General features: G+C 35.4%; 21 protein-coding genes. 12 read left to right on the top strand and 9 right to left on the bottom strand.

Going from position 1 to position 24,165, the window contains the following annotated elements:
* The first annotated feature begins 478 nt into the window (after positions 1 to 478).
* From HYN56_RS11300 to HYN56_RS11290, 3 genes are all read left to right on the top strand, one after another.
* Positions 479 to 3,304, top strand: a complete 2,826-nt coding sequence (locus HYN56_RS11300; protein ID WP_109192262.1) for a hypothetical protein — start codon at positions 479 to 481, stop codon at positions 3,302 to 3,304.
* Positions 3,305 to 3,310: 6 nt separating this feature from the next.
* Complete coding sequence (locus HYN56_RS11295) at positions 3,311 to 5,710, top strand: amidohydrolase family protein (protein WP_109192261.1); 2,400 nt, start codon at positions 3,311 to 3,313, stop codon at positions 5,708 to 5,710.
* A gap of 135 nt (positions 5,711 to 5,845) precedes the next feature.
* Entirely contained in the window at positions 5,846 to 7,015 is a 1,170-nt protein-coding gene (locus HYN56_RS11290; protein ID WP_109192260.1) for an IS3 family transposase, read from the top strand.
* A 34-nt stretch (positions 7,016 to 7,049) separates the two neighbouring features.
* On the opposite strand, the gene HYN56_RS11285 is transcribed toward HYN56_RS11290, so the two are convergent.
* From HYN56_RS11285 to HYN56_RS25050, 4 genes are all read right to left on the bottom strand, one after another.
* The gene (locus HYN56_RS11285) at positions 7,050 to 7,490 is read right to left on the bottom strand and encodes a hypothetical protein (RefSeq protein WP_109192259.1); all 441 of its coding nucleotides are present in this window, start codon (positions 7,488 to 7,490) and stop codon (positions 7,050 to 7,052) included.
* On the bottom strand, positions 7,462 to 8,631 hold the full coding sequence (locus HYN56_RS11280) for a nucleotidyltransferase domain-containing protein (RefSeq protein WP_109192258.1): 1,170 nt from the start codon (positions 8,629 to 8,631) through the stop codon (positions 7,462 to 7,464). The genes HYN56_RS11285 and HYN56_RS11280 overlap by 29 nt, the downstream gene beginning before the upstream one ends.
* Positions 8,628 to 9,389 (bottom strand): SMODS-associated NUDIX domain-containing protein, encoded by a 762-nt coding sequence (locus tag HYN56_RS11275; protein WP_109192257.1) that lies wholly within the window; start codon positions 9,387 to 9,389, stop codon positions 8,628 to 8,630. The genes HYN56_RS11280 and HYN56_RS11275 overlap by 4 nt, the downstream gene beginning before the upstream one ends.
* 230 nt (positions 9,390 to 9,619) lie before the next feature.
* Positions 9,620 to 9,793, bottom strand: coding sequence for a hypothetical protein (locus HYN56_RS25050; RefSeq protein ID WP_167398303.1), 174 nt, complete (start codon positions 9,791 to 9,793; stop codon positions 9,620 to 9,622).
* A gap of 175 nt (positions 9,794 to 9,968) precedes the next feature.
* Here HYN56_RS25050 and HYN56_RS11270 point away from each other — a divergent pair, with 175 nt between their 5' ends.
* From HYN56_RS11270 to HYN56_RS11260, 3 genes are read left to right on the top strand one after another with little or no spacing between them, the layout of a single operon-like run.
* The gene (locus tag HYN56_RS11270; protein ID WP_109192256.1) at positions 9,969 to 10,652 is read left to right on the top strand and encodes a sigma-70 RNA polymerase sigma factor region 4 domain-containing protein; all 684 of its coding nucleotides are present in this window, start codon (positions 9,969 to 9,971) and stop codon (positions 10,650 to 10,652) included.
* Positions 10,639 to 10,983 carry a hypothetical protein gene (locus tag HYN56_RS11265; protein ID WP_109192255.1) on the top strand — a complete coding sequence of 115 codons (345 nt, stop codon included), beginning with the start codon at positions 10,639 to 10,641 and terminating at the stop codon, positions 10,981 to 10,983. The genes HYN56_RS11270 and HYN56_RS11265 overlap by 14 nt, the downstream gene beginning before the upstream one ends.
* A complete protein-coding gene (locus HYN56_RS11260; protein WP_109192254.1) occupies positions 10,973 to 11,770 on the top strand; it encodes an ImmA/IrrE family metallo-endopeptidase in 798 nt (265 codons plus the stop codon). The genes HYN56_RS11265 and HYN56_RS11260 overlap by 11 nt, the downstream gene beginning before the upstream one ends.
* Before the next feature lie 224 nt (positions 11,771 to 11,994).
* Here the strand turns inward: HYN56_RS11260 and HYN56_RS11255 are convergent, their stop codons facing one another.
* The 3 genes from HYN56_RS11255 to HYN56_RS11245 form a co-directional block, all read right to left on the bottom strand.
* A complete protein-coding gene (locus HYN56_RS11255) occupies positions 11,995 to 12,201 on the bottom strand; it encodes a hypothetical protein (protein ID WP_109192253.1) in 207 nt (68 codons plus the stop codon).
* Between the two features lie 93 nt (positions 12,202 to 12,294).
* The gene (locus tag HYN56_RS11250) at positions 12,295 to 13,008 is read right to left on the bottom strand and encodes a hypothetical protein (RefSeq protein WP_109192252.1); all 714 of its coding nucleotides are present in this window, start codon (positions 13,006 to 13,008) and stop codon (positions 12,295 to 12,297) included.
* Complete coding sequence (locus HYN56_RS11245; RefSeq protein ID WP_109192251.1) at positions 13,001 to 13,420, bottom strand: hypothetical protein; 420 nt, start codon at positions 13,418 to 13,420, stop codon at positions 13,001 to 13,003. The genes HYN56_RS11250 and HYN56_RS11245 overlap by 8 nt, the downstream gene beginning before the upstream one ends.
* Before the next feature lie 233 nt (positions 13,421 to 13,653).
* Here HYN56_RS11245 and HYN56_RS11240 point away from each other — a divergent pair, with 233 nt between their 5' ends.
* Both HYN56_RS11240 and HYN56_RS11235 read left to right on the top strand, forming a co-directional pair.
* Positions 13,654 to 15,531, top strand: a complete 1,878-nt coding sequence (locus tag HYN56_RS11240; protein WP_109192250.1) for an SIR2 family protein — start codon at positions 13,654 to 13,656, stop codon at positions 15,529 to 15,531.
* 595 nt (positions 15,532 to 16,126) lie between these two features.
* Entirely contained in the window at positions 16,127 to 17,314 is a 1,188-nt protein-coding gene (locus tag HYN56_RS11235; protein ID WP_109192249.1) for an IS3 family transposase, read from the top strand.
* Positions 17,315 to 17,654: 340 nt separating this feature from the next.
* Here the strand turns inward: HYN56_RS11235 and HYN56_RS11230 are convergent, their stop codons facing one another.
* On the bottom strand, positions 17,655 to 18,506 hold the full coding sequence (locus tag HYN56_RS11230; RefSeq protein ID WP_109192248.1) for a helix-turn-helix domain-containing protein: 852 nt from the start codon (positions 18,504 to 18,506) through the stop codon (positions 17,655 to 17,657).
* 115 nt (positions 18,507 to 18,621) lie between these two features.
* On the opposite strand from HYN56_RS11230, the gene HYN56_RS11225 reads away from it, so the two are divergent.
* Genes HYN56_RS11225 through HYN56_RS11215 form a run of 3 tightly spaced genes read left to right on the top strand, consistent with a single transcriptional unit; the run spans position 18,622 to position 22,199 of the window.
* Complete coding sequence (locus HYN56_RS11225; RefSeq protein ID WP_109192247.1) at positions 18,622 to 19,563, top strand: NADP-dependent oxidoreductase; 942 nt, start codon at positions 18,622 to 18,624, stop codon at positions 19,561 to 19,563.
* 12 nt (positions 19,564 to 19,575) lie between these two features.
* Positions 19,576 to 20,709 (top strand): L-dopachrome tautomerase-related protein, encoded by a 1,134-nt coding sequence (locus HYN56_RS11220; RefSeq protein ID WP_109192246.1) that lies wholly within the window; start codon positions 19,576 to 19,578, stop codon positions 20,707 to 20,709.
* Between the two features lie 2 nt (positions 20,710 to 20,711).
* Entirely contained in the window at positions 20,712 to 22,199 is a 1,488-nt protein-coding gene (locus HYN56_RS11215; RefSeq protein WP_109192245.1) for an L-dopachrome tautomerase-related protein, read from the top strand.
* A 43-nt stretch (positions 22,200 to 22,242) separates the two neighbouring features.
* Here the strand turns inward: HYN56_RS11215 and HYN56_RS11210 are convergent, their stop codons facing one another.
* A complete protein-coding gene (locus tag HYN56_RS11210) occupies positions 22,243 to 23,145 on the bottom strand; it encodes a helix-turn-helix domain-containing protein (RefSeq protein WP_109192244.1) in 903 nt (300 codons plus the stop codon).
* 177 nt (positions 23,146 to 23,322) lie between these two features.
* Here HYN56_RS11210 and HYN56_RS11205 point away from each other — a divergent pair, with 177 nt between their 5' ends.
* Positions 23,323 to 24,144 carry an SDR family NAD(P)-dependent oxidoreductase gene (locus HYN56_RS11205; RefSeq protein WP_109192243.1) on the top strand — a complete coding sequence of 274 codons (822 nt, stop codon included), beginning with the start codon at positions 23,323 to 23,325 and terminating at the stop codon, positions 24,142 to 24,144.
* The last annotated feature ends 21 nt before the right edge of the window (positions 24,145 to 24,165 follow it).

Genomic DNA, 24,165 nt, shown 5'->3' with positions numbered 1-24,165 from the left:
TATATTGACAGTATCTTCATATTCATTTTCAGAATGTCATCTCTATTAAATGCCAACATAGATCGGTAATGGAATTCTGAATCGTATTAAATTCCGTTAACTTTTTGAATCGTTCTTAAATTTCATCTATTTTCTTATCAAATTATATTTTAATTGGGAAATTAGAATTTCTCAACAACATTTCAGAAATATTTCTATTAATTAATTCCAATTCATTTAACAAAAAGTCATTAATTGATTAAGGTTATTCTTTATAAAATTTAGCAATATTTGTAAAAAACAGAATATTATCAGATAAACAGGTATAAATACGTACTGCATATTATAACTAAAACTTTTTCTTTGTTTTCAGTTTAAACCTTTTAATTCTTCCGTAAATCCTATTACAAGACATAAAGGTTTTAGAATATTCTCATAAAAAAATCGTAGCAATCTGGAAATTCAATTTTCAGCTTTACCTAAAAAGTAAAACTAATATATGGAATCTATTACTATAATTCTTGACAAAAGCATAAATGCACAGGCTTACGGAATCAGCGGTACAGCGGTTTCTCAAAATACAACGACAACATACAGAGGGACTCTTGTTCATAATAAGGAATTTAAAAGAGCAAAAGAGTTAATCGAAGACTTCATACCGCTTGATGGTGAAGATGAAAAAAAGAATCTGCATAATACCATTACGGTACTAGGTACCAGAGGAAGTGGGAAAACGTCTTTTCTCTTATCGGTTAAAAGAGAACTTTCCAAGAATCAAACCGGCAAACAACTTCAAATACTTGATATTATTGATCCTACTCTTATTGAAGAGAAAGGACACGTTTTTCTAAATGTAATTGCTATCATAAAAGAATTGATAGATAAAAAACTTAATTTAGTGGAATGCGAGCCCTCCAAAAAACCTGCCTACAGCCGCAAGGAATGGCGCTCAGCTTTAAACAAGCTAGCTGCCGGCTTACCTTCCATTGATGGTATTGGAAGTAATGGTATGGACAGTTGGCAGGATCCGGAATTTGTAATGGATAATGGTCTTAAAGCAGTACATGCATCACAGGATTTAGCCGATAATTTCAATGAATTTCTTCGCTTATCACTTGCCATTTTAGAAAAAAAAGCTTTTCTGGTAATGTTTGATGATATTGATGTTGATGCTACAAAAGGCTGGGCAGTTTTGGAGACTATCAGAAAATATTTTATTGGAGGAAGATTAATTACAATTGTCAGCGGAGACAGTCAGCTTTACTCCACTGTAGTGCGCCAGCAAAAATGGCAGAATTTTGGTGCCGAAATCTTAAAATACGAAGGAGAACGTCTCGGAAAACTTGCAGTCTTCAATGATATGATTACTGAACTGGAATCACAGTACCTTCAAAAGGTACTTCAGCCAAAAAATAGAATTCATCTCTCGACAATTGGAACAAGCAAACGATACGAAGAGAACAAGAAGTTTTATATTTATGAAAAAACAACTGCTGAAATACCTGAAAATGATAGTGAGAATGAAATAAGCAGTATCTATAATAGAATTCTAAGATACTTCGGAATCAATAACGGTTATCAGGCCAAAGCCTACAGTGATTATCTTCTCGAACTTCCTTTGAGAACTCAGGTACAGTTTTTAAATTTATTTGATTTGAAAACTGGTGCATTCAAGAGAGATGATGCCAATATCGTGCCGTTAACTGATATTTTTTTAAGTGACCTCTATGCTAAAAACATTGAGATCAATACCGCAATACGATCTCCAAAAAATTTAAACAGACTAATACTGGAGTTTTTACTTCGTGAACGTAAACTTGAAGAACTTTATCAGCTTCAGCCTATAACCACAGCTGATAATCTTAATGCAAGCTTATTGAGTCTTAATTTTTTATCGTCCTACAATATGCAGAAGGACGAATCTCTTATTTTTGATTATTTTATCAAAATAGGTTACACTCGCAATCTGTTACCTCTTTTAGGCTATTCAGAAAAGACAAATAACGCCTTGTCACCTTCTATAGAAGATTTATGCAATAACACAGTAATTTTAAATGATAATGTTCTTAAAGATGTCGTTGGCAAAATTATCGCGTATTTACGTGGGACAATTGATCTAAAACAATCAAGTAGCGAAAAAGTATCACAGGCGGGGACTATACCTCTTTTTGGGCTCGCCTCTAGTGTCAAGAGAAATACTAAAGCTACAACAGACAGAATTGACAGCGTACTTAAAAATGGAAATGCCGATTATGTAGAACAGAGACTAGTATACATGCCTCTAAGTTCTAATCAATATATTTATAAACAAGCATCGCTTTTAACATACTCGCCATATCTGCTTCTTGGTGCAATTGGAGAATTGATAAGAAAATCTCGACAGGGCGATATAAAAAACGGTTTTACCGAATTATCACAATTCAGAGGATACATGATGCCTGATTTTAAAAGAGGTGAAAATAAAGAAGAATTTGGTGGCATGGAAGAAGATCCGCAGGATCTAACTGATAAAAAATCATTAGCAGCTTTTGACATTGAAACCGCATTCAGTAACTGGGTAGAGAAATATCCCGCAGAAGGGATGAAAATATCAGTTCATTTACTAGGAAAAATATCCACAAGGTTTTTTTATGCCCTCACCAATCTTGAGAGCAGAGTCGGGAATAAAAACCTTGGGGAAGTATTCCATTCTTATATCTTAACTTTTATGAATTCAGTACTTGTCGAAGACTGTAGAGAAAATGCTAATTACTTGGCATCAGAGCTCAACTTAAACAACACTAATTACAAAGACAGCATATTCATCAAAAACATCAACAAACTAATACATAAGGACGATAAAAATATAAGAATTGTCAAGAGTAATCAGCTCAATTTTTCACAATGGTTGCTTGCCTGTCCACTTTTGCTGGTTTATTTAAAAAAAGACAGCAAAATAAAATATAGTCTGAGTATTTATTGCGATGAATATTTAAAAGATAGCCAAAACAACTCCCAGCCGAAATTACTTGATATCGATCTACAAAAATTTTTGGACAAAATTCCTATTAGAAGAGAAGCAGTAGAAAAGGTACATATTGTACAAAACCCCATTGAAAAAGTAATTTCTGAAAAGAATGAAAATCGCGAACTCTCTATAGGTAATATTTCCGATTATGATGAAATATTTGAAAAATTTAGAGTTATAGAATTTCCAATTGAAAAACTTAAAACAGATAAAGTAGAGGATCTAAGAAAAGAACTTAAGACACTAGGAATTACACGTCCATCCACAGCAAATTTTACTAAATTTCTGGAATACCTTAATGAGAAAAGAACTAAATAAGAAAAAATGCTTAAATTTTTACTATCTGATAATGAATCGCTTGAAAATTATGCACATGGACAATTTGTTTCTTTTGAAGATGTAAAAAGGCGACTGCTGCTAAAAAGCAGAGCACAGAATCCTGATATTCCGGATCACCTGTACCGTCTGAACCAGCAGGAAACGTTTAAAGGTATCGAATTCTTATCTGATATTTTCGCAAATGGTCTGGCTAAAATATCAGAAGAATATCTTGAGTTGCAAGACAATAGAATTTATGTAAAGCCGTCTCAGCAGAACAACTGGCAGGATACCATAACGTATATTCCTCCTTTACTTCTGCAATGTGCAATGTTGCATAAAAAAACCAATGTAAGCGGTCTAAAAAACACTGCAGACAGGTACCAATATTTTAAAAAGTATCTACTGCCTAATTCCCGTTACACCTCAATTCCAAGGGCAAAAATCCATCAGCTCGATTATTATGTAAAACATCAAAGCGGTCTTCATGATCTGCATATGCACCTGAACGGGGCTTTGGAAACCGATCAGGTATGGCAGGATTTTCTTTTCAACCCAAAAGGAATTTATCAAGACCTTTTAAAGGGATTCCAAATTCAAAAAGTGAGGGAACAAATGGAGCAGGAATCAAATCTCTTGGAACCTGTGAAATATGTAACGCTTTTAACCACAGCACAAAAACTTAGAAATTACTTTTATTTTTTTCTCTATCCATACCGCAATAGTGGATATGAGGATTTAAACAGAACAGCACTGCTTAATAAATTTGCAAGCCTGGACTCTGAACTTCCCCGCAGCCCATACCACCCATTTTCATTGCTGCTCAGCGAAAATGACAATCATTCCTGCCTTATGTCTGTGGAAGGTTTTATGTACATCTTAATTTTAGAAGAATTAAGAAAAACCAGCAACGAGTTTCTTGCAGGTTTATTTCATTTTTATCTTCTTATTCTGGGTCTTACAAATCGACTTCTCGTACAGCAGACGCATCAAAATGGATTCGAACAGTTTCAAAAACACACTTTAAATGGATTAAGGGAAAACAGTGAAAGAATATTTTTGCGACGCTATTATCAAATGCATGGTAATGATTTAGATCTAATCAGCTTTCTTGAAGGCCGTTTTTCTCCAAAAGAATCACAGCTTGAGATGGTCAATTTTCTACAGGCAATTGAAAAAGGATGGAAGAAAATGATACAGCAGATTAGTGAAAACTTTGCTAATGCCCCCATAGGTACAGTCAAAATACCTGAACTGAGGCTCATTGCCCATTTTATAAAAAAAGCGGACCCAAAACCTGATGTCCAAATAAGACATAAAAAACTGCGCATCGAGGTGGCCAAAAAAGGACAAATTTTGGTATTGCTTCTTCAAAACTACCCTGACTATAGAAAAAAAATAGTTGCTGTAGATGCTGCTGCCAGCGAATTTGACACTCCCCCAGAAGTCTTCGCACCTGTATTTCGTAAAATGCGTCGCGGCGGTGTAAAGCATTTTACCTATCATGCCGGCGAGGATTTTTACCATATTATCAGCGGAATCAGGGCAATATATGAAGCAATCGTTTTTTGTGATCTTCAAAGAGGGGACAGAATTGGTCACGCTGTGGCTTCTGGGCTTTCGCCCCAACAGTGGCAAAATTGCGTTGGTTCAGATTTACTAGTTAAGAAAGGGGATTATCTGGATGATCTGGTTTTCAGCTATCATCTGATCATAAATAGCAAAATCGAAACTCTTCATAACATACTTCCCTTTATTATCAATAGAGTAAATGAACTGAGTTATGATATCTATAACCAACATTATCCAATAGCAGTCCTGGAACAAGCATGGCTGATGCGCCAATGCTGCCCTATGCATGCTTTGGAACACGATAGGACAAATATGACTTCAAAGTCAGTATATGATGAAGATGAATGGTCCTATATGCTGGAGAAAGGTTTTGCTAAAAAAAGAACCCAGAATTCAGAAGATAAGGTTTTGGAAGTCTTTGAAATCTATCATAATGCGAAGTACAGGAGAAAATTTGATCAGATTATCAGCATCGATCCTTTTGAAATTCTAAAATCGGATCACATTGAGATATTACAGACAACCTTGCTGCATGAAATGACAGTAAGGGAAATAGTCATTGAAACGCTGCCAACCAGTAATGTACGTATCGGTTTCCACAAAAACTTTTCGACATATCATTTAATAAATTGGATAAAATGGCATGATCAGGGTAAAAGCATTCCGCCCATTGTAGTAGGTTCTGACGACACTGGAATCTTTGCAACCAACATTTACAATGAGTATGCAAATATATACTGTATGCTTCTCAATACCTATTATCTGCCTCATGCTAAAGTTATGGATGTAATTGAAAGACTTGATAAGGACAGCCACATTTACAGATTTACATAAAACTTAATGGAGTTGCCTCCAAAAGTGCCACAGAAAATTAAGGCGAATTCTGTCTGAAGCGGTTTAAAAGCGGGATAAATCTGCGTTATATTCTTGATACCACAGGACAGAATAACGCACCTAACTTTTGAAGGCATGAAAAGCAGCAGAAAAAAATACAGCGTAGAGTTTAAAATCTGGGCGGTCAAGACCTGCATCGGGCATAAAAGCGTGCGGCTGGCCGCCGACAAGCTACGGATCAACAAAAACAGCCTGCAGCACTGGAAAAATCTCTTCCGCGAAGGAAAGCTCACCCTGCAGGAGAGAAGCGGCCCGGATCCAGACCCAAAAAAAACCGCCAGACTGCACAAAGAACTCAAAAATATCACACTGGAGCGGGACATCTTAAAAGAAGGCGCCGGAATCCTTCACCTGGACAAACGCTCCGTATACCAGTTCATACGGGAGAATACGGGCAGATTTCCCGTCGGGAAGATGTGCCAGGTTTTTCATGCTACCCCCAGCTGCTATTACAAATGGCTCAAAAGGCTTTATTCAGGCAGAGCCGCACATAAAGCTTTTGTAACCTCCGAAATTACCAGGATCTACCACTGGAGCCAGTGCAGGTACGGAAGCCCCAGAATTGCCGTAGAACTCTCGGCAATCGGCATTAAAGTCTCCAGAGCTTTTGTCGCCAAAATTATGATGGAAAACCATCTTCGCAGCATTTTAAAAACGAAATTCAGAAAAACCACTGACTCCTCCCATAAATATCTGACGGCCCGGAACATACTGGAACAGGAATTTAAGACATCCCGCTGCAATGAAGTATGGGTGTCGGATATCACCTATATTGAGACCAATGAGGGCTGGCTCTACCTTACTGTAGTAATAGAACTTTTTGACCGCAAGGTAATTGGATGGTCGCTGAGCGAAACGCTCAAAGCAAAAGAAACGAGCATCAGGGCTTTCAAGAATGCAATAGCAAACCGTCCTTTAGAGAGCGGCCAGAAGCTGCTGTTCCACTCGGACAAGGGCACGCAGTACGCCTGCCTGTGGTTTACTTCAATGCTGGAAGGTACCGGACAGATAACCCGCAGCATGAGCGGCAGGGGAAACTGTTATGACAATGCCGTGGCTGAGAGTTTTTTCAAAACGCTGAAAACCGAACTGGTCTACCATAAGACCTACGCTACGAAAGAAAAAGCAAAGGAATCTATTTCAGCCTATATAGAAAACTTTTATAACAAACATAGGAGGCATTCCGCTCTGGGAAATTTGACAATAGAAGAATTTCAGAAACGAAATCATTCTGTAAAAAAGTAAATTGCAATTGTTTTGCAACCATGATTTTTAGTAATTAGTGCCTTATCTCTTTATTCAGCCATACGCCATATTTCTTCCATTGATTGTAAAAAACAATCCATTCCGTTATCCATGGTATCATCTTAAATAAGGGAACAATATGCATTATGGGCTTGTCAATTACAGGATGATACAAGCACAAAGACATATCACTGTATAAATGAATTTTACTGCTGTATTGTATCGATTTATCTCTTATATAAATTCTGTCAAATCTAAAATCATAAAATGGCGAATAATACAGCTCAATGTCGTAAATTTTTCCGTTTACAATTAAATTTCCTCTGCCGTATAAAGATTTTGTTTCACTTTTAACCTCCATTTTCAACCATTTAAAATGCTGCTCAACTAATGCTTTTTGGATAATTAAAAAAACATACCAATTCTTCCTATTGCGCGCCGTCAGATCAGCTTCCAAAGTTGTGATGAGATTCATTTTTAATTCCTGTATTTGAATTTATTTGGCCTTGAGTATTTGTATAGGCTTTTCCGCCGATAATCAGACCGCTTGCATTTGTAAAACCATCATCTGTATTCTTTGAAAAAGTTACTATCTGCTCATTTAAAGATTTTTTATAAACACCTTCTCCAAAGAGCTTAATGTAATCGTCTTTACCTGTTTCGAAAGAAGTTTTAAGATTCTGCCACTGAATATATAAATCTGAAATAAAACCATAAAAACTCTTAAAATGCTCATCAGTCCAGCTGTCAGTAAAATCTTCCTGAGGATTGACTGGATTTAAAACTTTAAATTTTGCGCTTGATTTTACAGCGTCAAGATAGCTTCCTTTTATCTTTTCCAATACATTGTCAATTGTATCAAAAATTGAATTTTCTCCATTGTAAAAATGAGCAGTCAGAGTTGTAATAACAATGCTTGACACTCTGTACTTTTTGTCGGCATAATATAAGTCCCTGCATCGTTTTATCAACTGAACACCTCTTTGAAGCGGTGTTTTTTGGTATAACTCTACAGGCAGGGGTTCTGATTCCACCTTCGCCTCCATCAAAGCGCGCATATGCGTTATCAAGACAGGATTCTTAACCGTATCGGCAATTCTTAAAAACCATTCTGAAAAGCCCTTTGGATTTCCTGAGGACCAGCTTCTCATCATTTTCTCTGGAATTGCAATCTTTTGTTTTTCAAAATGGGAGGGCATGCATGCTGGGAGAATATCCATATGAAAATCGCTTTTATAATTCAAACGGACGCATCTTTTCTTTTTTTCCATTATGGATTTGTAGTAGCTGTCCTTCTCCAAAGCCTTGACTAATGCATTATAGATTTCATCAGGTGAATATTTATGATAGACATCATAGATATGAAGCACTGTGTCCAAATCAAAGTCCTCATCATTAATTGGTTTAATGCTGGTTCCTATTCGCTTAGAGCCCTGAGCATAAACCTCGATTTCTACATCTTTAAAAAAGTCCTCGTCTTTTTTCAGAAGGTCGGCTACGGCATTATATGCACTTTCCATTCGCTCTAGACGGGTTTTATCCAGCTGCAGTTCCTGCGCAATTCTAGCCAGAAGCTCATCTCTCTGCAATGCATAGTTTTTAAATATATCTATCATTCTTTCAAAGTTTTATTTATAATTAGTTTTGTGTGTTCTCCAATACGTGCTATCTGTTTCCCGTCTACTACAAGCCGAAGATGTTCAATATCATCACAATCTGCTATTGCAAAACCTCTTGCCAAATCTAAATCCTGCTGAGCTAAATCAATAAGACTTCTCTTCTGCTGCTCATTTGGAATAAGCTCAAAAACATCATAGATTTTTACCTCATAACATTTAAAGTATTTGCTCCAGCTCAGACTGTCAGAATATCTTCTTATATGTTTATAAGTGAGATTCTGAAAAACATCAAAATTCAGGATACTTGTATCTAAAAGTTCTTCTTTAAATTCCCTGTTTGGATCTGTTTCTCTCTCCTGCATGCTTTCAAACCAGTTCATTACCTCAATGACGTACTTTCCCCTAACCATAAATCGCAGATCCGAAGAGCTTTTTTTATCCGTATCCAACCCATTTCTTTTGTTATCGGGCTTATACTCCCATTTGTTGAAAAGAGAATCATCACCATATCTTTTATATACGCCTCCAACTGGCTGAAGCTGGTTTTCAATCCTTCGGTTCAGGACCAGCAGATATTTATTCGTATCTGGTATTTGAATCTTAAAAAGGTAACTGATTGAAAATCGAATATCCTTATTCTTATATGAACCAAATTTGGTTCTAAAAAAAACACTTAAATGTTTTCTGTTCTCCCAAGCTATTGCCGCCCCTTTAATAAATATAGGTTTCAATAAAGCTGTAAATAAATCTGCCATGTATCTCTGTCATTTAAATATTAATGAAAGAGGGAAATTCTCCCTCTTTCAAATAAACAATCTCATCGTTATTCATATTCTCAGTAATTTTGAAAAAAGAACTCTAAGCTAAAGGAATAATTATCTATTGGCTATCTGCCTGAAGGCAATCATTCTTTTAAAAATTATTCTATTTTTTCAATTCTCTGCATTTAATTGAAAACACGCGAGATAAGTTTTTGAAAAGTATCTTACTTTTCTTTTGTTACTCCTTTAAAAGGACTGTTGTCAGATGTTTTGACATCCATAAACCTACCCGTGTTCGTGTCACGTTTTACCCAATGGTCAGTCTTTGGGTTGTAAGTCTGGGAACGCTCTTTAACAGCTCCTTTTCTAGAATTGTCTTTCGGTGGATTCGTTGCCATCTTGCTACAATTAATTGATTATACATATTCCTTTAACTTTAAGGCATAAAGGATTTGCCTTTATTTGTAAGTTTTTCATTTATATACTAATTCCATTAGGAACTTTTTTTTAACTTTGAAAAATTAGTAGTCCTACTCATATACTAATTCCATTAGTAACGCTTTTGATATATAGATGAAAGTTGAATTAAAAACTACAGAGATTGACTTTGAAAATTTATCCAGTGATGAACTCATTGAGTACATCTCTTTTAAAAATGAGTTTCCAAATGAAGCTGAAAATGCATTTATAGTTTTCTGCAGCAGATTTCAGAATGACGTTATCGAGAAAGCTGAAATTTATTCTGCTAAGTATGGACATAGCGGCGTTACTGCTTTAGATATTGCGAACTGTACTTTTGCAAAGGTCTGGAAATACCATTCCTTTAATAAGGAAAAAGCAAAATCCAAAGACATGGACAAAGCCATTAAAATTTGGCTGTATGCAATAGTATTTAATGAACTTATGAAATACGGTGTAAGCGACACTTGCGCCGAACCAGAGGAGGAAGACCTTTCTATTGTAGAAAATATAACTGATTTAATTAATGTAACTGTAGGCGAAGATCTTGACAAAAAAAGAGAATTAAAAATCAGATTGGAAATCATTGAAAAAGCAATGCTGGGACTTTCTGAGAAGCATAAAGTAATTTATCTCACTTATAAGGCCTATCATAATAATGGAAAAAATATCCCTAGACAAGTCGCTAAAAAATTACGGGATACTTTAAACCTTGCTCAAAGTTCCATTCAAGTTTACAAAAAAGAAGCAACTGACCATATTAACAATTATTTGAATAGTTTAAATGGCAATCGATAAAAAATATATAGGCAAAATCTCTGAGGAGAACTTAGATGACTGGCTTCATTCGACAGGATTTTTATACCCAATGAATGAGCAGCAGCTCGACAGGTTTAACAAATTATATGATGATTATGATTTTAAGCTAAAAGACTCTGTGATTGACATCAGCTCAATTTTAAATGGGAGTTTACGCAATAAATCTAAAATAATCAGTTTAGATATAAGTTCAGATGTAAAATCAGAAATTGAGAATTTGAAAATGGTTGCCAGAAAAGGGCAAAGCGGCCTTCCGCAGCATATCATTGATAAGATGAGAAAAAAGCATCGAGACTCAGATGATAAATAACACTTCAAAAAACAAAATAAAAAGAATTGCAGAGTCCATAGCCCTACAGTATGACCAGAAAATTACTCCTTTAGAAAATATTTTAAAGGAAGAGGGGCTGGAAGTCTTTTACGATAGCTACGGAAAAGGAACTTTTGACGGAATGACCTTTTACGATGATGGTCAATTTTACATTCATATAAATACCGACTGTGGCAATAGAATTGATTCTCCACGAGGAAGGTTTACTTTGGCCCATGAATTAGGACATTACATAATTGACTCCCATCGAATTGGCCTGATGCAGGGGATGCTTGAGGCCCATGCCTCGAAAACTAATAAAGCACAATTTTCTGAAATAGAGCGAGAAGCTGATTATTTTGCGTCCTGCCTTTTAATGCCGGAAGAGCGTTTCAAAACAGACATTTTCAGAAAAAAATTTAATTTTGAATTAATCAGCGCACTAAGTATTCAATATGCTGTTAGTGTCACGTCCTGTGCGTTCCGTTTTGCTCAAATTGGATCTCATCCAATTATGATAATTTATGGCGAAAATGGAATTATTAAATGGAGATATTACAGTGATGATTTCCCTTATAAATATGTTCTAAACAACCCTAAAATTCCATCTTCATTTGTTATGGGGGAATATTTTAATAATATTAATCTAAATGAAATTTCGAAAACCTCCCAAATATGGGCTGTTGACTGCTTTGATTATGTCAAAAATGAAGATTCAAATAAAAAGTTTTATGAGCATTGTATCACTCATAAAGGATCTGCGTTAAGTATTATTTGGGAAGATTAGGCATTAATTTATCCACATAAAAAACCATGATAAGTTCGTACTTTGTAGTGTTTATCACACAAAATGCTTAGGCGAATTTACAAATAAATCTGCCATTTCAAATTTTGTGGCAGAATCATTCCCCTTAAGTCTTCACGCTGTATAAGATTACTTAAAATAAAGCTCTTATTTATTGAGGTTCGAATGGCAGAGCGATCGTAACCTTATATATATTTTTTGAGTTTTTACGTTGCTTTAGAATTGAAAGCGATTAAAGAAAGCTTATATAAACTTTCAATTATTTCTTCCCCTTCTGAATCTGAAACATCAGCAAATCCTTCACACTTTCTTAATTCCTCTAAAGTTAATTTACCATTGCTCTTCCCTTCTTCCACTCTTGGGCCAGCTAAATTTTGCAATTTTGACTTGTCATTTATTTTATTAGATTTCATATTTTATATACATTAATTTGTTATATAAACAGCCATACGATGTGATAATATCTTTACCCGTAACAAAACTCTGATAATTTAAAGCAATCATATTCAAAAAACCTCACTTTCAATATTTTCGCAGTCATCTTTTGAAAAAACGAGAGTTTTATTTACCTGATTATCAAACAAAAAAAGATAATTAGACGTGTTGCCGACCAAAAAATATCTCTTGCTCTTAGTGTCATATGTTTTTTCTTTATATATAAAAGATAAAAATTCCATGTTTCCTTCCTCGTAATAAAATTCAATAGTGTTCTTTTTTACATTTAGTGCATGTTTTATTTTAAGATATTGTAATAATGGTTCGAACAATGAAATAGCTATAAAAAACAACAGGGCAAAACGTGACACATTTAAGTATTTTTTTTGTTGAATCAAGTCGTTTGCCAGATATAAGAAAAGCAACGCGGTTATAAATGACATTGCTTTTTTAAATAACATAAAATATATCCACGCTAACAAAGCAAAAATTAAAGTTATAATTAAGGCTTGCAAATGATAAAGAATTTTTCGTTTGGGCTCCTCATATATAAAGAAACTTAGAAAAATGTATATTAATGGCAAAATGACAAAACTTATTAAACTATTAAAAAAAGAAATGAATGCATCTTGAATAGTGGAAAAACTCAGTATGTTAATTCCAAAACATGCATACCAAACACACTCTCTAATAATTGAAAATACAAATAATGAACTTAGTATCCAGGCTTTATTTAAATCAAAATATTTAAATGCTTTTCTCAGGTAAACAAGCTGTCTATACATTATTTAATTTTATTAGTTTAAGATTATCATTGAGTTCAATTGTATAAACTTCGTTCGCAGAAGAAGCGAACGTTATTTTAGAATCAATAATTTGTAAAACCTCTATGTCAAAAGATTCTAATTTGAAAGTTAATTGACAATCTCTTTCATCATTATTTAATAGATTCTCAGGACTTAAATCTGATGCTTTATGATAATTAAACTGTAAGTGTTTATATTCTTTATATTTACTAAAACCTAATGCATATTGCTTTATAAACTTTGCAATATCAACGTTTCCAAGCTCGTCAGCAACATTAGTATACTTATCTATTAAGGAAACTTGATTTGGATTTGAAAAGAAATTTTTCATTGTTGTTTTTACGTGCAAAATAAACTTTCCTTTAAATGGTTTTAGATATTGATCAGACATTGTTGATTTTTTTTAGTTTGTAATAATTATGCGTTATAAATACAACATCCAATTATTTTGTAGAATATTGTAACCAATCAAATGTATACAAAAGCACACAAGAATGACCGCGTAAAAATACGTGGATTCATTTATTGATTTATATTACTTAGATATACCAATTTTAACTGTGGAGTTGTAATGTATAAACTAGCATAATTTCATTATATTTAAGCTCGTAAATAAATTAGAACATGGCTAACGAAAGAATTTTAGAACTTATTAGAAAAGAAGAAGTAGTATTATTTGTTGGGGCAGGAATGTCAATAAATGCTGGGTATCCATCAGGAGCTGGATTAGCAAAAATCTTATTCGACAATTTGACAGATGACATTAAATCAGATATTGAATTTACAAACAACTTACCCAAACTTTGCGATGATATCTATACTCTTAAAGGAGGAAATAAAAACTTTTTGATAGAAACTCTTAAAAAGGAATTTCGCAAACCTCCTACTTCTACTGAAACCCATAAGTTGTTAGCTGGAATTCCCCATTTTAGAATCATCATTACCACCAACTATGACACTTTGATTGAAACTAATAATCCTAATATTGAAGTCGTAAGAAAAAGTATAGATTTAGCTACAACCAATTATAAAAGTCAACTGTTATTCAAAATACATTCCGATTTTACTGATACCGATAGACTTATTTTAACCAATTCTGATTATTTAAATTATTTTACAAAAAACAGTGAAAACACTATTTTCTGGAATGCTGTAAAAGATAAACTAGCTACTAATCATATTTTATTTGTGGGATATTCTTTGGAGGATTCTAATGTAAAAGATATGATTAATAAAATTATAAGTGAACTTGGTGAAAATAGAAAGGAAATTTACTTTGTTTCTCCAGGAATTGATCCAATAAAACGCGCATTTCTAAATCGACACAATATTATTTTTATCGAATCTACTGGAGAGAATTTGATAAAACTAATTGACAATGACATAAAGTTAAATTACTTACCTAATCTTTCGAAAGGAATTGGACGAGCAGATACTGCACTTGCGCTTGCAAATTCAAAAGATCTTTGTTTAGAGTTAAGAAATAAAGGTGAAGCGGTTGAAGTTGGACATGTAACAGCAAATAGCAATAATACAGCTTACAAATTTGATTTCAAGGTTCAATTCCCAAATAATGATAAGGATAAATTTGAAAAATTCTTTAAAAACCAATCTTTTGATGAACTAGTTATAGATAAGGAAATTTTAAAAGAGTTTAGTTTTTTTATGAGTGATTTACGCATTCATAATGAAAATAACATTTCCAGTATTACCCTTCAAAAAAGACCAAATTACGATTGTAATATAAATATTGTATTTGAGGATGATTTCGAAATTGACAATTATGCTTTCAGATTTACAGCGATTAAGCCCAGTGAAACACAGACTCTGTTTCAAATTGTCGTAGATGATTTCACTATCATTATGGAATTAGATTTCCAATCGGATGGTCAATTTTTGGTAAAATTAAATCAAATTCCTTCCAACTCAATTAGATCAACAAATTCGGGACTTCAATTTTATGAGATTTTGTCACGAATTACATCAAACTTAAAGTATAAAATATTCAAAGATGGTACAATACTATTTAGTTCTGACCAATTTCGCCTACCTTTTACAGATGCATATAATGTTGACCATTTGAAAGATTATTTTAAGGATCTGAAAAAGATTGAAAAGCATTTTAATGTTAAATTTAAAGATATTGATCTTAATAAGGCTTACGAAAATCGAGTAAAATTGCTTAATCTGTATATTGAAAATGTAAGTGTATTAGAAGAAATTGATACTGTAAAAGTTAAATGTTTTAATGAAGAGGAGTTCGAAATATTAAAAAATGCTCAGGCTGATGAACAGGCATTAATTATTGGAACAGGAGAAAAGGCAATTTATCATGTACATGGATTAGATTTCGATTTAGGGTACATTTTTAAAGTTATTGATGACTTAATAATTATAAATAAAGAGAGTTTAGATAATTGGAAAAATACCGAAATCATTGTGAAAAGCAAAAGTAATATAATGAGAACTATGTTTTCTCCTAATAAGTTATTTATTGCGTAAATAAAAGTGGTTCGAACCCTTTGCTGCTAGAAAAACCAACATGTCATACCGTTATTTAAGGTCTCTGAAAAAGGTATAAAATCATTCGTAAATGAATATCAAAGAAAAATTTTATATCTTTACTTCTTAATCAAATAATGGATTATAACGCAAATTTAAACCAATTTAAGCTAGTCTGGAAGTTTCAATATTTACAAAAACATTGAAAGTTTTCGTGGCATAATCGTGGCGCAGTACAGAAAAAAATATTAAAATGCAGTATAAAAGCGGGATGTGACGGTTTTGTTCGAATCCCTCTTTCTCCGCTGAGAGCTTAAAAAGAGACTTTTCAAAGTTTACAAAAAAGGCTAAAATTCACGGAAAACCCTGCAGATCTTAAGATCAGCAGGGTTTTGTCTTTTAAGTGCATTTTCAATATTTTCAAAACCGCACAGAAGTTTCGTGGCAGAATCGTGGCACATTGAGTTTGGAGTTGCCTCCAAAAGTGCCACAGAAAATTAAGGCGAATTCTGTTGAAGCGGTTTAAAAGCGGAATAAATCTGCGTTATGATTCTTGATACCACAGGACAGAATAACGCACCTAACTTTTGAAGGCATGAAAAGCAGCAGAAAAAAATACAGCGCCGAGTTTAAAATCTGGGCAGCCAAGACCTGCATCGGGCATAAAAGCGTGCGGCTGGCCGCCGCCAAGCTGCGGATCAGCAGAAACAGCCTGCAGCACTGGAAAAATCTCTTCCGCGAAGGAAAGCTCACCCTCTCTGAGAGAAGCGTCCCCAATCCGGCCCTAAAGGAAACGGCCAGACTGCAGAAAGAACTCAAAAATATCACGCTGGAGCGGGACATCTTGAAAGAAGGCGCCGGAATCCTGCACCGGGACAAGTGCTCCGTATACCGATTCATACGGGAAAATACAGGCAGATTTCCCATCGGGAAGATGTGCGGTGTTTTTCAGGCGACTCCCAGCTGCTATTACAAATGGCTCAGAAGACTTTCCACCGGCAGGGCCGCGCATAAAGCTTTTGTAACCTCCGAGATTACCAGGATCTACCACTGGAGCCAGTGCAGATACGGAAGCCCCAGAATTGCCAAAGAGCTCTCTTCTATCGGCATTAAGGTCTCCAGAGCTTTTGTCGCTAAAATTATGATGGAAAACCATCTGCGCAGCATTTTAAAAACAAAATTCAGAAAAACCACAGACTCTTCCCATAAATATTTGACGGCCCGGAACATACTGGAACAGGAATTCAGCACATCCCGCAGCAATGAGGTATGGGTTTCGGACATCACCTATATCCAGACCAATGAGGGCTGGCTCTACCTTACGGTGGTAATTGACCTTTTTGACCGAAAAGTGATCGGGTGGTCGCTGAGCGAAACGCTCAAAGCAAAAGAAACCAGCATCAGGGCCTTTAAGAATGCGATAGTTAACCGTCCATTGGAGAGCGGCCAGAAGCTGCTGTTCCACTCGGACAAGGGCACACAGTACGCCTGCCTGTGGTTTGCTTCGATGCTGGAAGGCACCGGCCAGATAACCCGCAGCATGAGCGGCTGGGGAAACTGCTATGACAATGCAGTTGCAGAGAGCTTTTTCAAAACGCTGAAGACAGAACTGGTCTACCATAATACCTATGCCACGAAAGAAAAAGCAAAGGAATCCCTTTCAGGCTATATAGAAAACTTTTATAACAAACATAGGAGGCATTCCGCACTGGGAAATTTGACAATTGAGGAATTTCACAATCAGCATCTAACTGTAAAAAATATTCTTCCACCTTTCTCATAGTACCTTTCAACACAATGCCCTTACATTATTTTTTGTCTGTTTTAATCTCAATACAGCTAAATTCAGTACCATTTGTAAAATGCTTCATGACCACTTTATATTTTCTGAATTTATCGTTACTTGTATAGCTTGAAAAAGATTGTTGATTCAGCTGGAAGACCAATCTCTTTGTCATTCCTCCTATTGCGTCAGAATCGAGACGGGTCAAACATTTTCTACAAGTCTATCTGCAGTATAATCAAACTTTCTTCGATTTAGCTTCTAATTGAAGAAGGATTTCAATTTTATTTAGTATAATAACTCTTAAAGTTTACTAATTACGCATTGTATAAAAGGGAGACTATTTTACTAATCCAGCTCTTAAAGCTTTTCTAAACCCTACAGGACTTGTGCCTTTATTCTTTTTAAAAAATTTATTTAAATGGCTTTCATCTGTAAACCCCAATAGAGATGCAATTTCATTTATACGAAGGTCGCTGTGTTTTAACCGATGCACTATGAGCTGCGTTTTATAGCGTGCAATATATTCCTGAAGTGTTACTTCTGTATGTTTCTTAAAATATTTGCCTAAATAACGGGTTGAAAGTCCAAAATGGGCGCCGATCTTTTCAGCTCTCAATTCTTCCGGATTAAATATATTTGACTGGATAAACTGCAGTATCTGCAATATTCTTTCCTCAGAATACTCGTTAACATTTTCGGGCAGGTATTTGGCAATATTTCGCGCAACTATAACAATTAAGGTGTTTACCAGATGGGTAATTAAATCTGTATTATAAACGTCCTGATTCTGCTCTTCCCGAATAATGCCTTCAACAATAGGCCTTACCAGGCTTTTATCAATTTGATTTTTCAGGATACATCCCGGCTGATGATTTGCATTTTGTAAAATAAACTCCAGCTGTTCAATGTTTTTAGCAGACAGACCGCCATTTTTAATATATATATCAGTAAATCGTAAGAAAAAAAATGTGGTTTTCTCTTCAATATCAAAACGATGGATATCAGAAGGTGTAATTAAAAACATATGATTAGGATGATATCGAAACTGATTATCATTAATAACCTGAATTCCTTTTCCATCCAAAATATAGATCAATTCAAAGAAAGTATGCTGGTGTTCTAACTTAGGACATTCATCTAATGTTTTATATACTATTTCAAAAGGCTTGTACAATTGCTCTTTACTCATTTTTACCTGTATTACTCTTAATAATAGTACAAATGTACTATAAAAAGGGTAATTTGTACCATTTTAAAACATTTAACTGGTATAATTTTGCCTTATAAATTTAAACTAATTAAAAATGAGAGCAATAATTTTAAATGAGCCTGGTGATGTCAATCAATTACATTATACAGAAATCCCGCAGCCTGAACCGCTGGAAAATGAGGTTTTAATCAAAGTGAAAGCAATTTCCATTAATCCGGTAGATGTAAAGACAAGGGCTGGAAAAGGAGTTTACGGCCGATTAAAAGAGGAGAGTGCGTTAATAATCGGTTGGGACATTTCCGGAGTTGTTGAGAAAACAGGCAATAAAGTAACCCAGTTTAAAAAAGGGGATGCCGTTTTTGGAATGGTTAATTTTCCCGGACATGGCAAAGCATATGCAGAATATGTAGCTGCACCTGAAACACACTTGGCATTAAAGCCTGCAAACGTAAGCTTTGAGGAAGCTGCTGCTGCCACACTGGTTGCCTTGACGGCTTATCAGGCACTGGTCCATCATGCAAAAGTGCAGGCAGGACAGAACATCTTAGTTCATGCCGCTTCTGGAGGTGTCGGGCATATCGCGATACAGATTGCTAAATATCTGGGCGCAGCAGTAACTGGAACCTCATCGTTAAAAAACAAAGAATTCGTACTTGGACTTGGAGCCGACAAACACATTGATTATAATACTTATGACTGGAATTCCCATCAGGACAGCTTTGATTTTATTCTCGATACAATTGGCGGGGATAATATTGACAAATCGATAGAAGTGACCAAAAAAGGGGGAACCTTAATCAGCATACCGACAGGTCTTAATGAAAAGGTGACTGAAAAAGCCAAATTAAAAGGCATAGAAGGCTATTTCATTTTAGTGCAGTCAAACGGCGAAGATATGAAAGCAATTGCAGATCTGTTAGAAAAAGGAATCATCAAGCCATTTGTAAGTGAGACGTTTCCTTTTGATAAAATGAAAGAAGCACATCTGCAGCAGGAAACAGGCAGAACAAAAGGAAAAATAATTATCACTTTATAAAAAAGAAATAAAATGAAAACTTATATTGAAATAGGAATAGTACTAATTGCAGTATTTACGATAAGCTGTAACAATCCTTCTTCTAAAAAACAGATAAATGCCGTTTCTTCAGATGATGCTGGCAATGAAGTAAAAATAGAACAAGTCTTCGCGGATTCAACTTATCAATTAACGGGTGTTGCAGTTGCAGAAGACAATCGGCTGTTTGTAAATTATCCCTACTGGCTAGAAAAACATAAGTATTCGGTAGTCGAAGTTATAAAAGGCAGACCTATTCCCTACCCTGACGCAGAATGGAACAGTTTTAAGAAAGGAGAAGACGGACAAAACAAGTTTGTGTGCGTGCAGGCGGTAGTAACAGATGACAAAGGTTTTTTATGGGTTGTTGACGCTGCAGGCATCGGACTTGGTAAGGTGTATAATAAAAACAACAAAATTGTCAAAATAAATCTGAAAACCAACCAGATAGAACAAATTTACCGTTTTCCTGAAAATGTCGCCGGCGAGAATGTTTATCTTAATGATATCCGCGTTGATACTGTTAATGGCTTTGCTTACATCACCAATTCCAATACTGGCGGTATTATTATTTTAAATACAAAGACAGGAAGTTCAAAATTTGTTCTGGGAGACTCGCCAGCAGTAAAATCAGATCCTGCTTACCATTTTTCTCCTTTAGGGAAAGAGCTGCTGAAAGGAGACGGAACACCATTAAAAGTGAATTCAGATGGAATTGCTTTAACTCCAGATAAAAAATGGCTGTATTTTAAAGCGCTGACTGATGATAATTTATACAGAATTAAAACAGAACTGCTTCGACAGTTTGACATATCTGATGAAATCCTGAATAAAAATGTTGAGAGTTTAGGAAAATTTACAACTACCGACGGCATGATATTCGATAAAAAAGGCAATCTCTATTTTGGCGACCTGGAAAAAAACAGCATCGTAAAGATTACGCCAGACTTAAAAATGCAAACAATAGTACAGAATGACAATGAACTGATATGGCCCGACAGCTACAGTATCTCCGAAGATGGATATCTGTATGTATCGGTTTCACAAATACAAAACTCTCCCTGGTTTCATCAGGAAAAAGAGCTGTTTAAAAAACCGTTTAAAGTTGTAAAAATTAAAATCAATTAAAAATGGCAAAAAATATTCTCAGCATTTTATTTTTGGCATTTGCATTAAACAGCGGTGCTCAAAAAACACAGCACTTTTCCTTAAAGGAACTGCCGTCAAAATCTGTTAACGAACTTTTGACCCGGGGGATGATTTCGGGAGAAAAAGGAACTATTGGTTATTTTACTTATAAAAAAGGAGCCGTAGTTCCAATGCATCAGCACAGCAATAAGCAGTATTCCCTGATAACGCAAGGAAGCGTAAAGGTGTTAACTGAAGGCGGGGAAGTTATAGTTAAAGCGGGCGAAGGCATTATAATTCCTCCTAATGTACCTCATAGCTTTGTTTCTCTGGAAGACAATACTATAGATATTGATTTCTTTTCTCCATCCAGAATGGATTGGATTACAGGTTCTGATAATTATTATAAAGATTCCAACCAAAAAGAACCTGCTAAATGGACTGGTGAAGTTTTGACCCCTGAAATATTTGCGTCTTTAGATGAAGCTGCAGGAAACATTGCATTTACGCCTCAGGGAGATCTAATTTATAGTCTGCACCCATTTTTCAATCCGGAAATCCGCGTAAAAAAATATGACGCAAAAACAAAAAAAAGCGTGCCGTTTCCTAATCTGGAGTGGAATACGCCCAGAGCGGCAGACGATCATTTTTTAAGTAATGTGTTAGGTGTCAGAAGTGATGAAAATGGTATTATCTGGATGCTGGATATGGGACAGAGAAATGAGGTAACACCCAAAATTGTAGGATGGAATACTCGTTTTAACCGATTGGAACGCATTTACTATCTTCCGCAAATCACCAGCAAAAAGAATACACAATCTAATGATTTTGTAGTTGACACTAAACACGGCTTTTTTATTATTGCCGACGAAGGTATTGGAAATGGCGGTGATGGAAGCACGGCTTCTCTGTTAACTGTTGATATGAATACTGGAATAACCAAAAGAATTCTGGAAGGACACAGAACGACTCTTCCTGAAAATATTCCGATAAAAGTTGACGGTAAAATATTAACCTCAGGCAAAAACAACTTATTAGTTGGCTGTGACGGCATAACAGCAGATAAAGATTTTGAGTGGCTGTATTATTCACCGTTGAACGGAACTAAGATTTACAGGATCAAAATTCAGGATTTAATTAACGTACAATTTACAGATACTGACCTGAATTCCAAAATTGAAACCTACTCCGCAAAACCAAATAACGGAGGTTTAAGTATCGATATTGCTGGCAATCTGTACCTCACAGCGGTTGAAAGCCACAGTGTCTCCATAGTTTTGGCAGCTGACAGAAGCGTTCATACACTAGCTTCTGATGAAAAAATGCTTTGGCCCGACGGCGTAAGTTATAATGCGACAGATGGATTTATGTATGTCTCTGCAGCACAGGTGCATTTGGGCGCTGCATTTAATAATGGGAAAAATGAAGCCCGAGCTCCATTTTACATATTCAGGTTTCTGCCTTTATCCAAAGGTGTTTCCAACAGATAATCCTTACTCTTAAAAAAAGCTGACAGTTTCCTGTCAGCTTTTTTTATAAAACTGCTCTATATCCTAAAGGAGTAAAACCTGTCTGTTTCTTAAATAATCTTGTAAAATAAGACGGGCTTTCAAAACCAAGCTCATAGGCAATCTGCGCCACATTTTTATCAGAACCGACCAGCAGGTTTTTAGCCTCCTTTATCAGGTAAATATGAATGTGGTCTAATGCTGTTTTACCTGTTTCCTGTTTCAGGACATCACTTAAATAACGAGTGGATAAAAGCAGTTCGTTTGCGAGATAATTAACCGACGGAAGCCCCACCGACTGATGCAGACCTTTATCGAAATAACTGCTTAATATCTTCTGAAATTTATTCACGGTATTTCCCGATACATTGATGCTTCTGTCAATAAACTGTCTTTTATAAAAACGGTCAGAATATTTTAAGATAGAATCCAGATGAGATAAAATAATTTCGCGACTGAATTCATCCTGGCTCGTATCATATTCACTTCTTATTTTATAATAAAGTTCCCAAAGTATTTTATCTTCTGTCGGAGAAGTATGCAGCGCTTCGTTTATTTCATATTCAAAGTATCCATACTTTTTTATCAGCTCGTGAAGGGCATGCCCCATGAGATATTCCTCATGAAAAAACATTACAAAACCTTTTTCGGCAAACTGGACATTGCTTACTTCTATGGTCTGCCTGGGTTTCATAAACACCATTGAACCGCTGCTGTGATCATACTGTGTTTTGCCATACAAAACATGTCCTGATTTTATTTTCTTGAGCGCAATCATGTAAAAATCTCCCGTAAATCTATCCTCTCCCACAGAGTACGTCATAAGTTCCTTACAGGTCATCATGCTAATCAATGGATGCTGCGGCTTTTCAAACCCGCTCTTTTCATGAAGTTCTGAAATGCTTTTATAATGGCTTATTTTTTCCATCCTGATAATTTTAATGACTGCAGCGGTTAATAACTGACACAAATTAACAAAATTATATCCAAAAATACCTTCATCGTATTTCTGTGCTATTCTTCCGCTGAAATGAGATATTTCCCTAAACAGCTTAGATCTAACTTTGTCCTATCAAAATGAAACAATCAATTAAAATTTAAAAACATGAAAAAAACAATTTTTATAACAGGAGCTTCAAGAGGATTTGGAAAATTATGGATCGAAGCATTATTAAAAAGAGGTGACAATGTAGCAGCAACATCAAGAACAATCGAAGCTTACAAAGATTTGACTGCACAATACGGATCTCAATTTCTGGCTATTAAACTGGACATAACAGACAAAGAAGCAGTATCCACAGCAGTAAAATCCGCAAAAGAGTATTTTGGAACATTGGATGTGGTAATCAACAATGCGGGTTATGGGGTTTTTGGCGCTGTAGAGGAAGTGAGCGAGAAAGCAGTTAAGGATGTTTTTGAAGCAAATGTTTATGGAACATTATGGGTAACACAGGCTGCACTGCCAATTTTCCGCGAACAGGGACATGGGCATATCATTCAGCTGTCAAGTGTTTTAGGCGTATGGTCTCTGCCTACTTTAGGCATTTACAACGCTACAAAATTTGCTGTAGAAGGATTTACTGAGGCATTAGCGGATGAAGTGAAAGACTTTGGAATCAATGTTACCCTGGTAGAACCAAACGGATATGCAACAGATTTTGGCGGAAGCTCAGCTGTTGTCAGCGAATCGATTGCTGCTTATGATAAAGTAAAAGAAGCATTGGGAGCAGCAGAAGGTTTATTGCCTGAAGATTATGGAAAACCAGAAGCTACAGTTCCTGCCATCTTAAAACTGATAGACAGTAAAAATCCTCCTCTGCGCTTATTTTTAGGAAAAGTCGGACTGAAAAAAACAGAACGTGTGTATGCCGAAAAACTAAAAACCTGGAACGACTGGAGAGAAGTGTCTGAAGAAGCACATGGTTAATTCAATACAATTAAACAGCAC

The sequence above is a fragment of the Flavobacterium crocinum genome, assembly GCF_003122385.1.
Classification (GTDB): Bacteria; Bacteroidota; Bacteroidia; order Flavobacteriales; family Flavobacteriaceae; genus Flavobacterium; species Flavobacterium crocinum.
The sequence above is the reverse complement of the archived record's forward strand: the minus strand, read 5'-3'. Positions and strand labels throughout refer to the sequence as shown.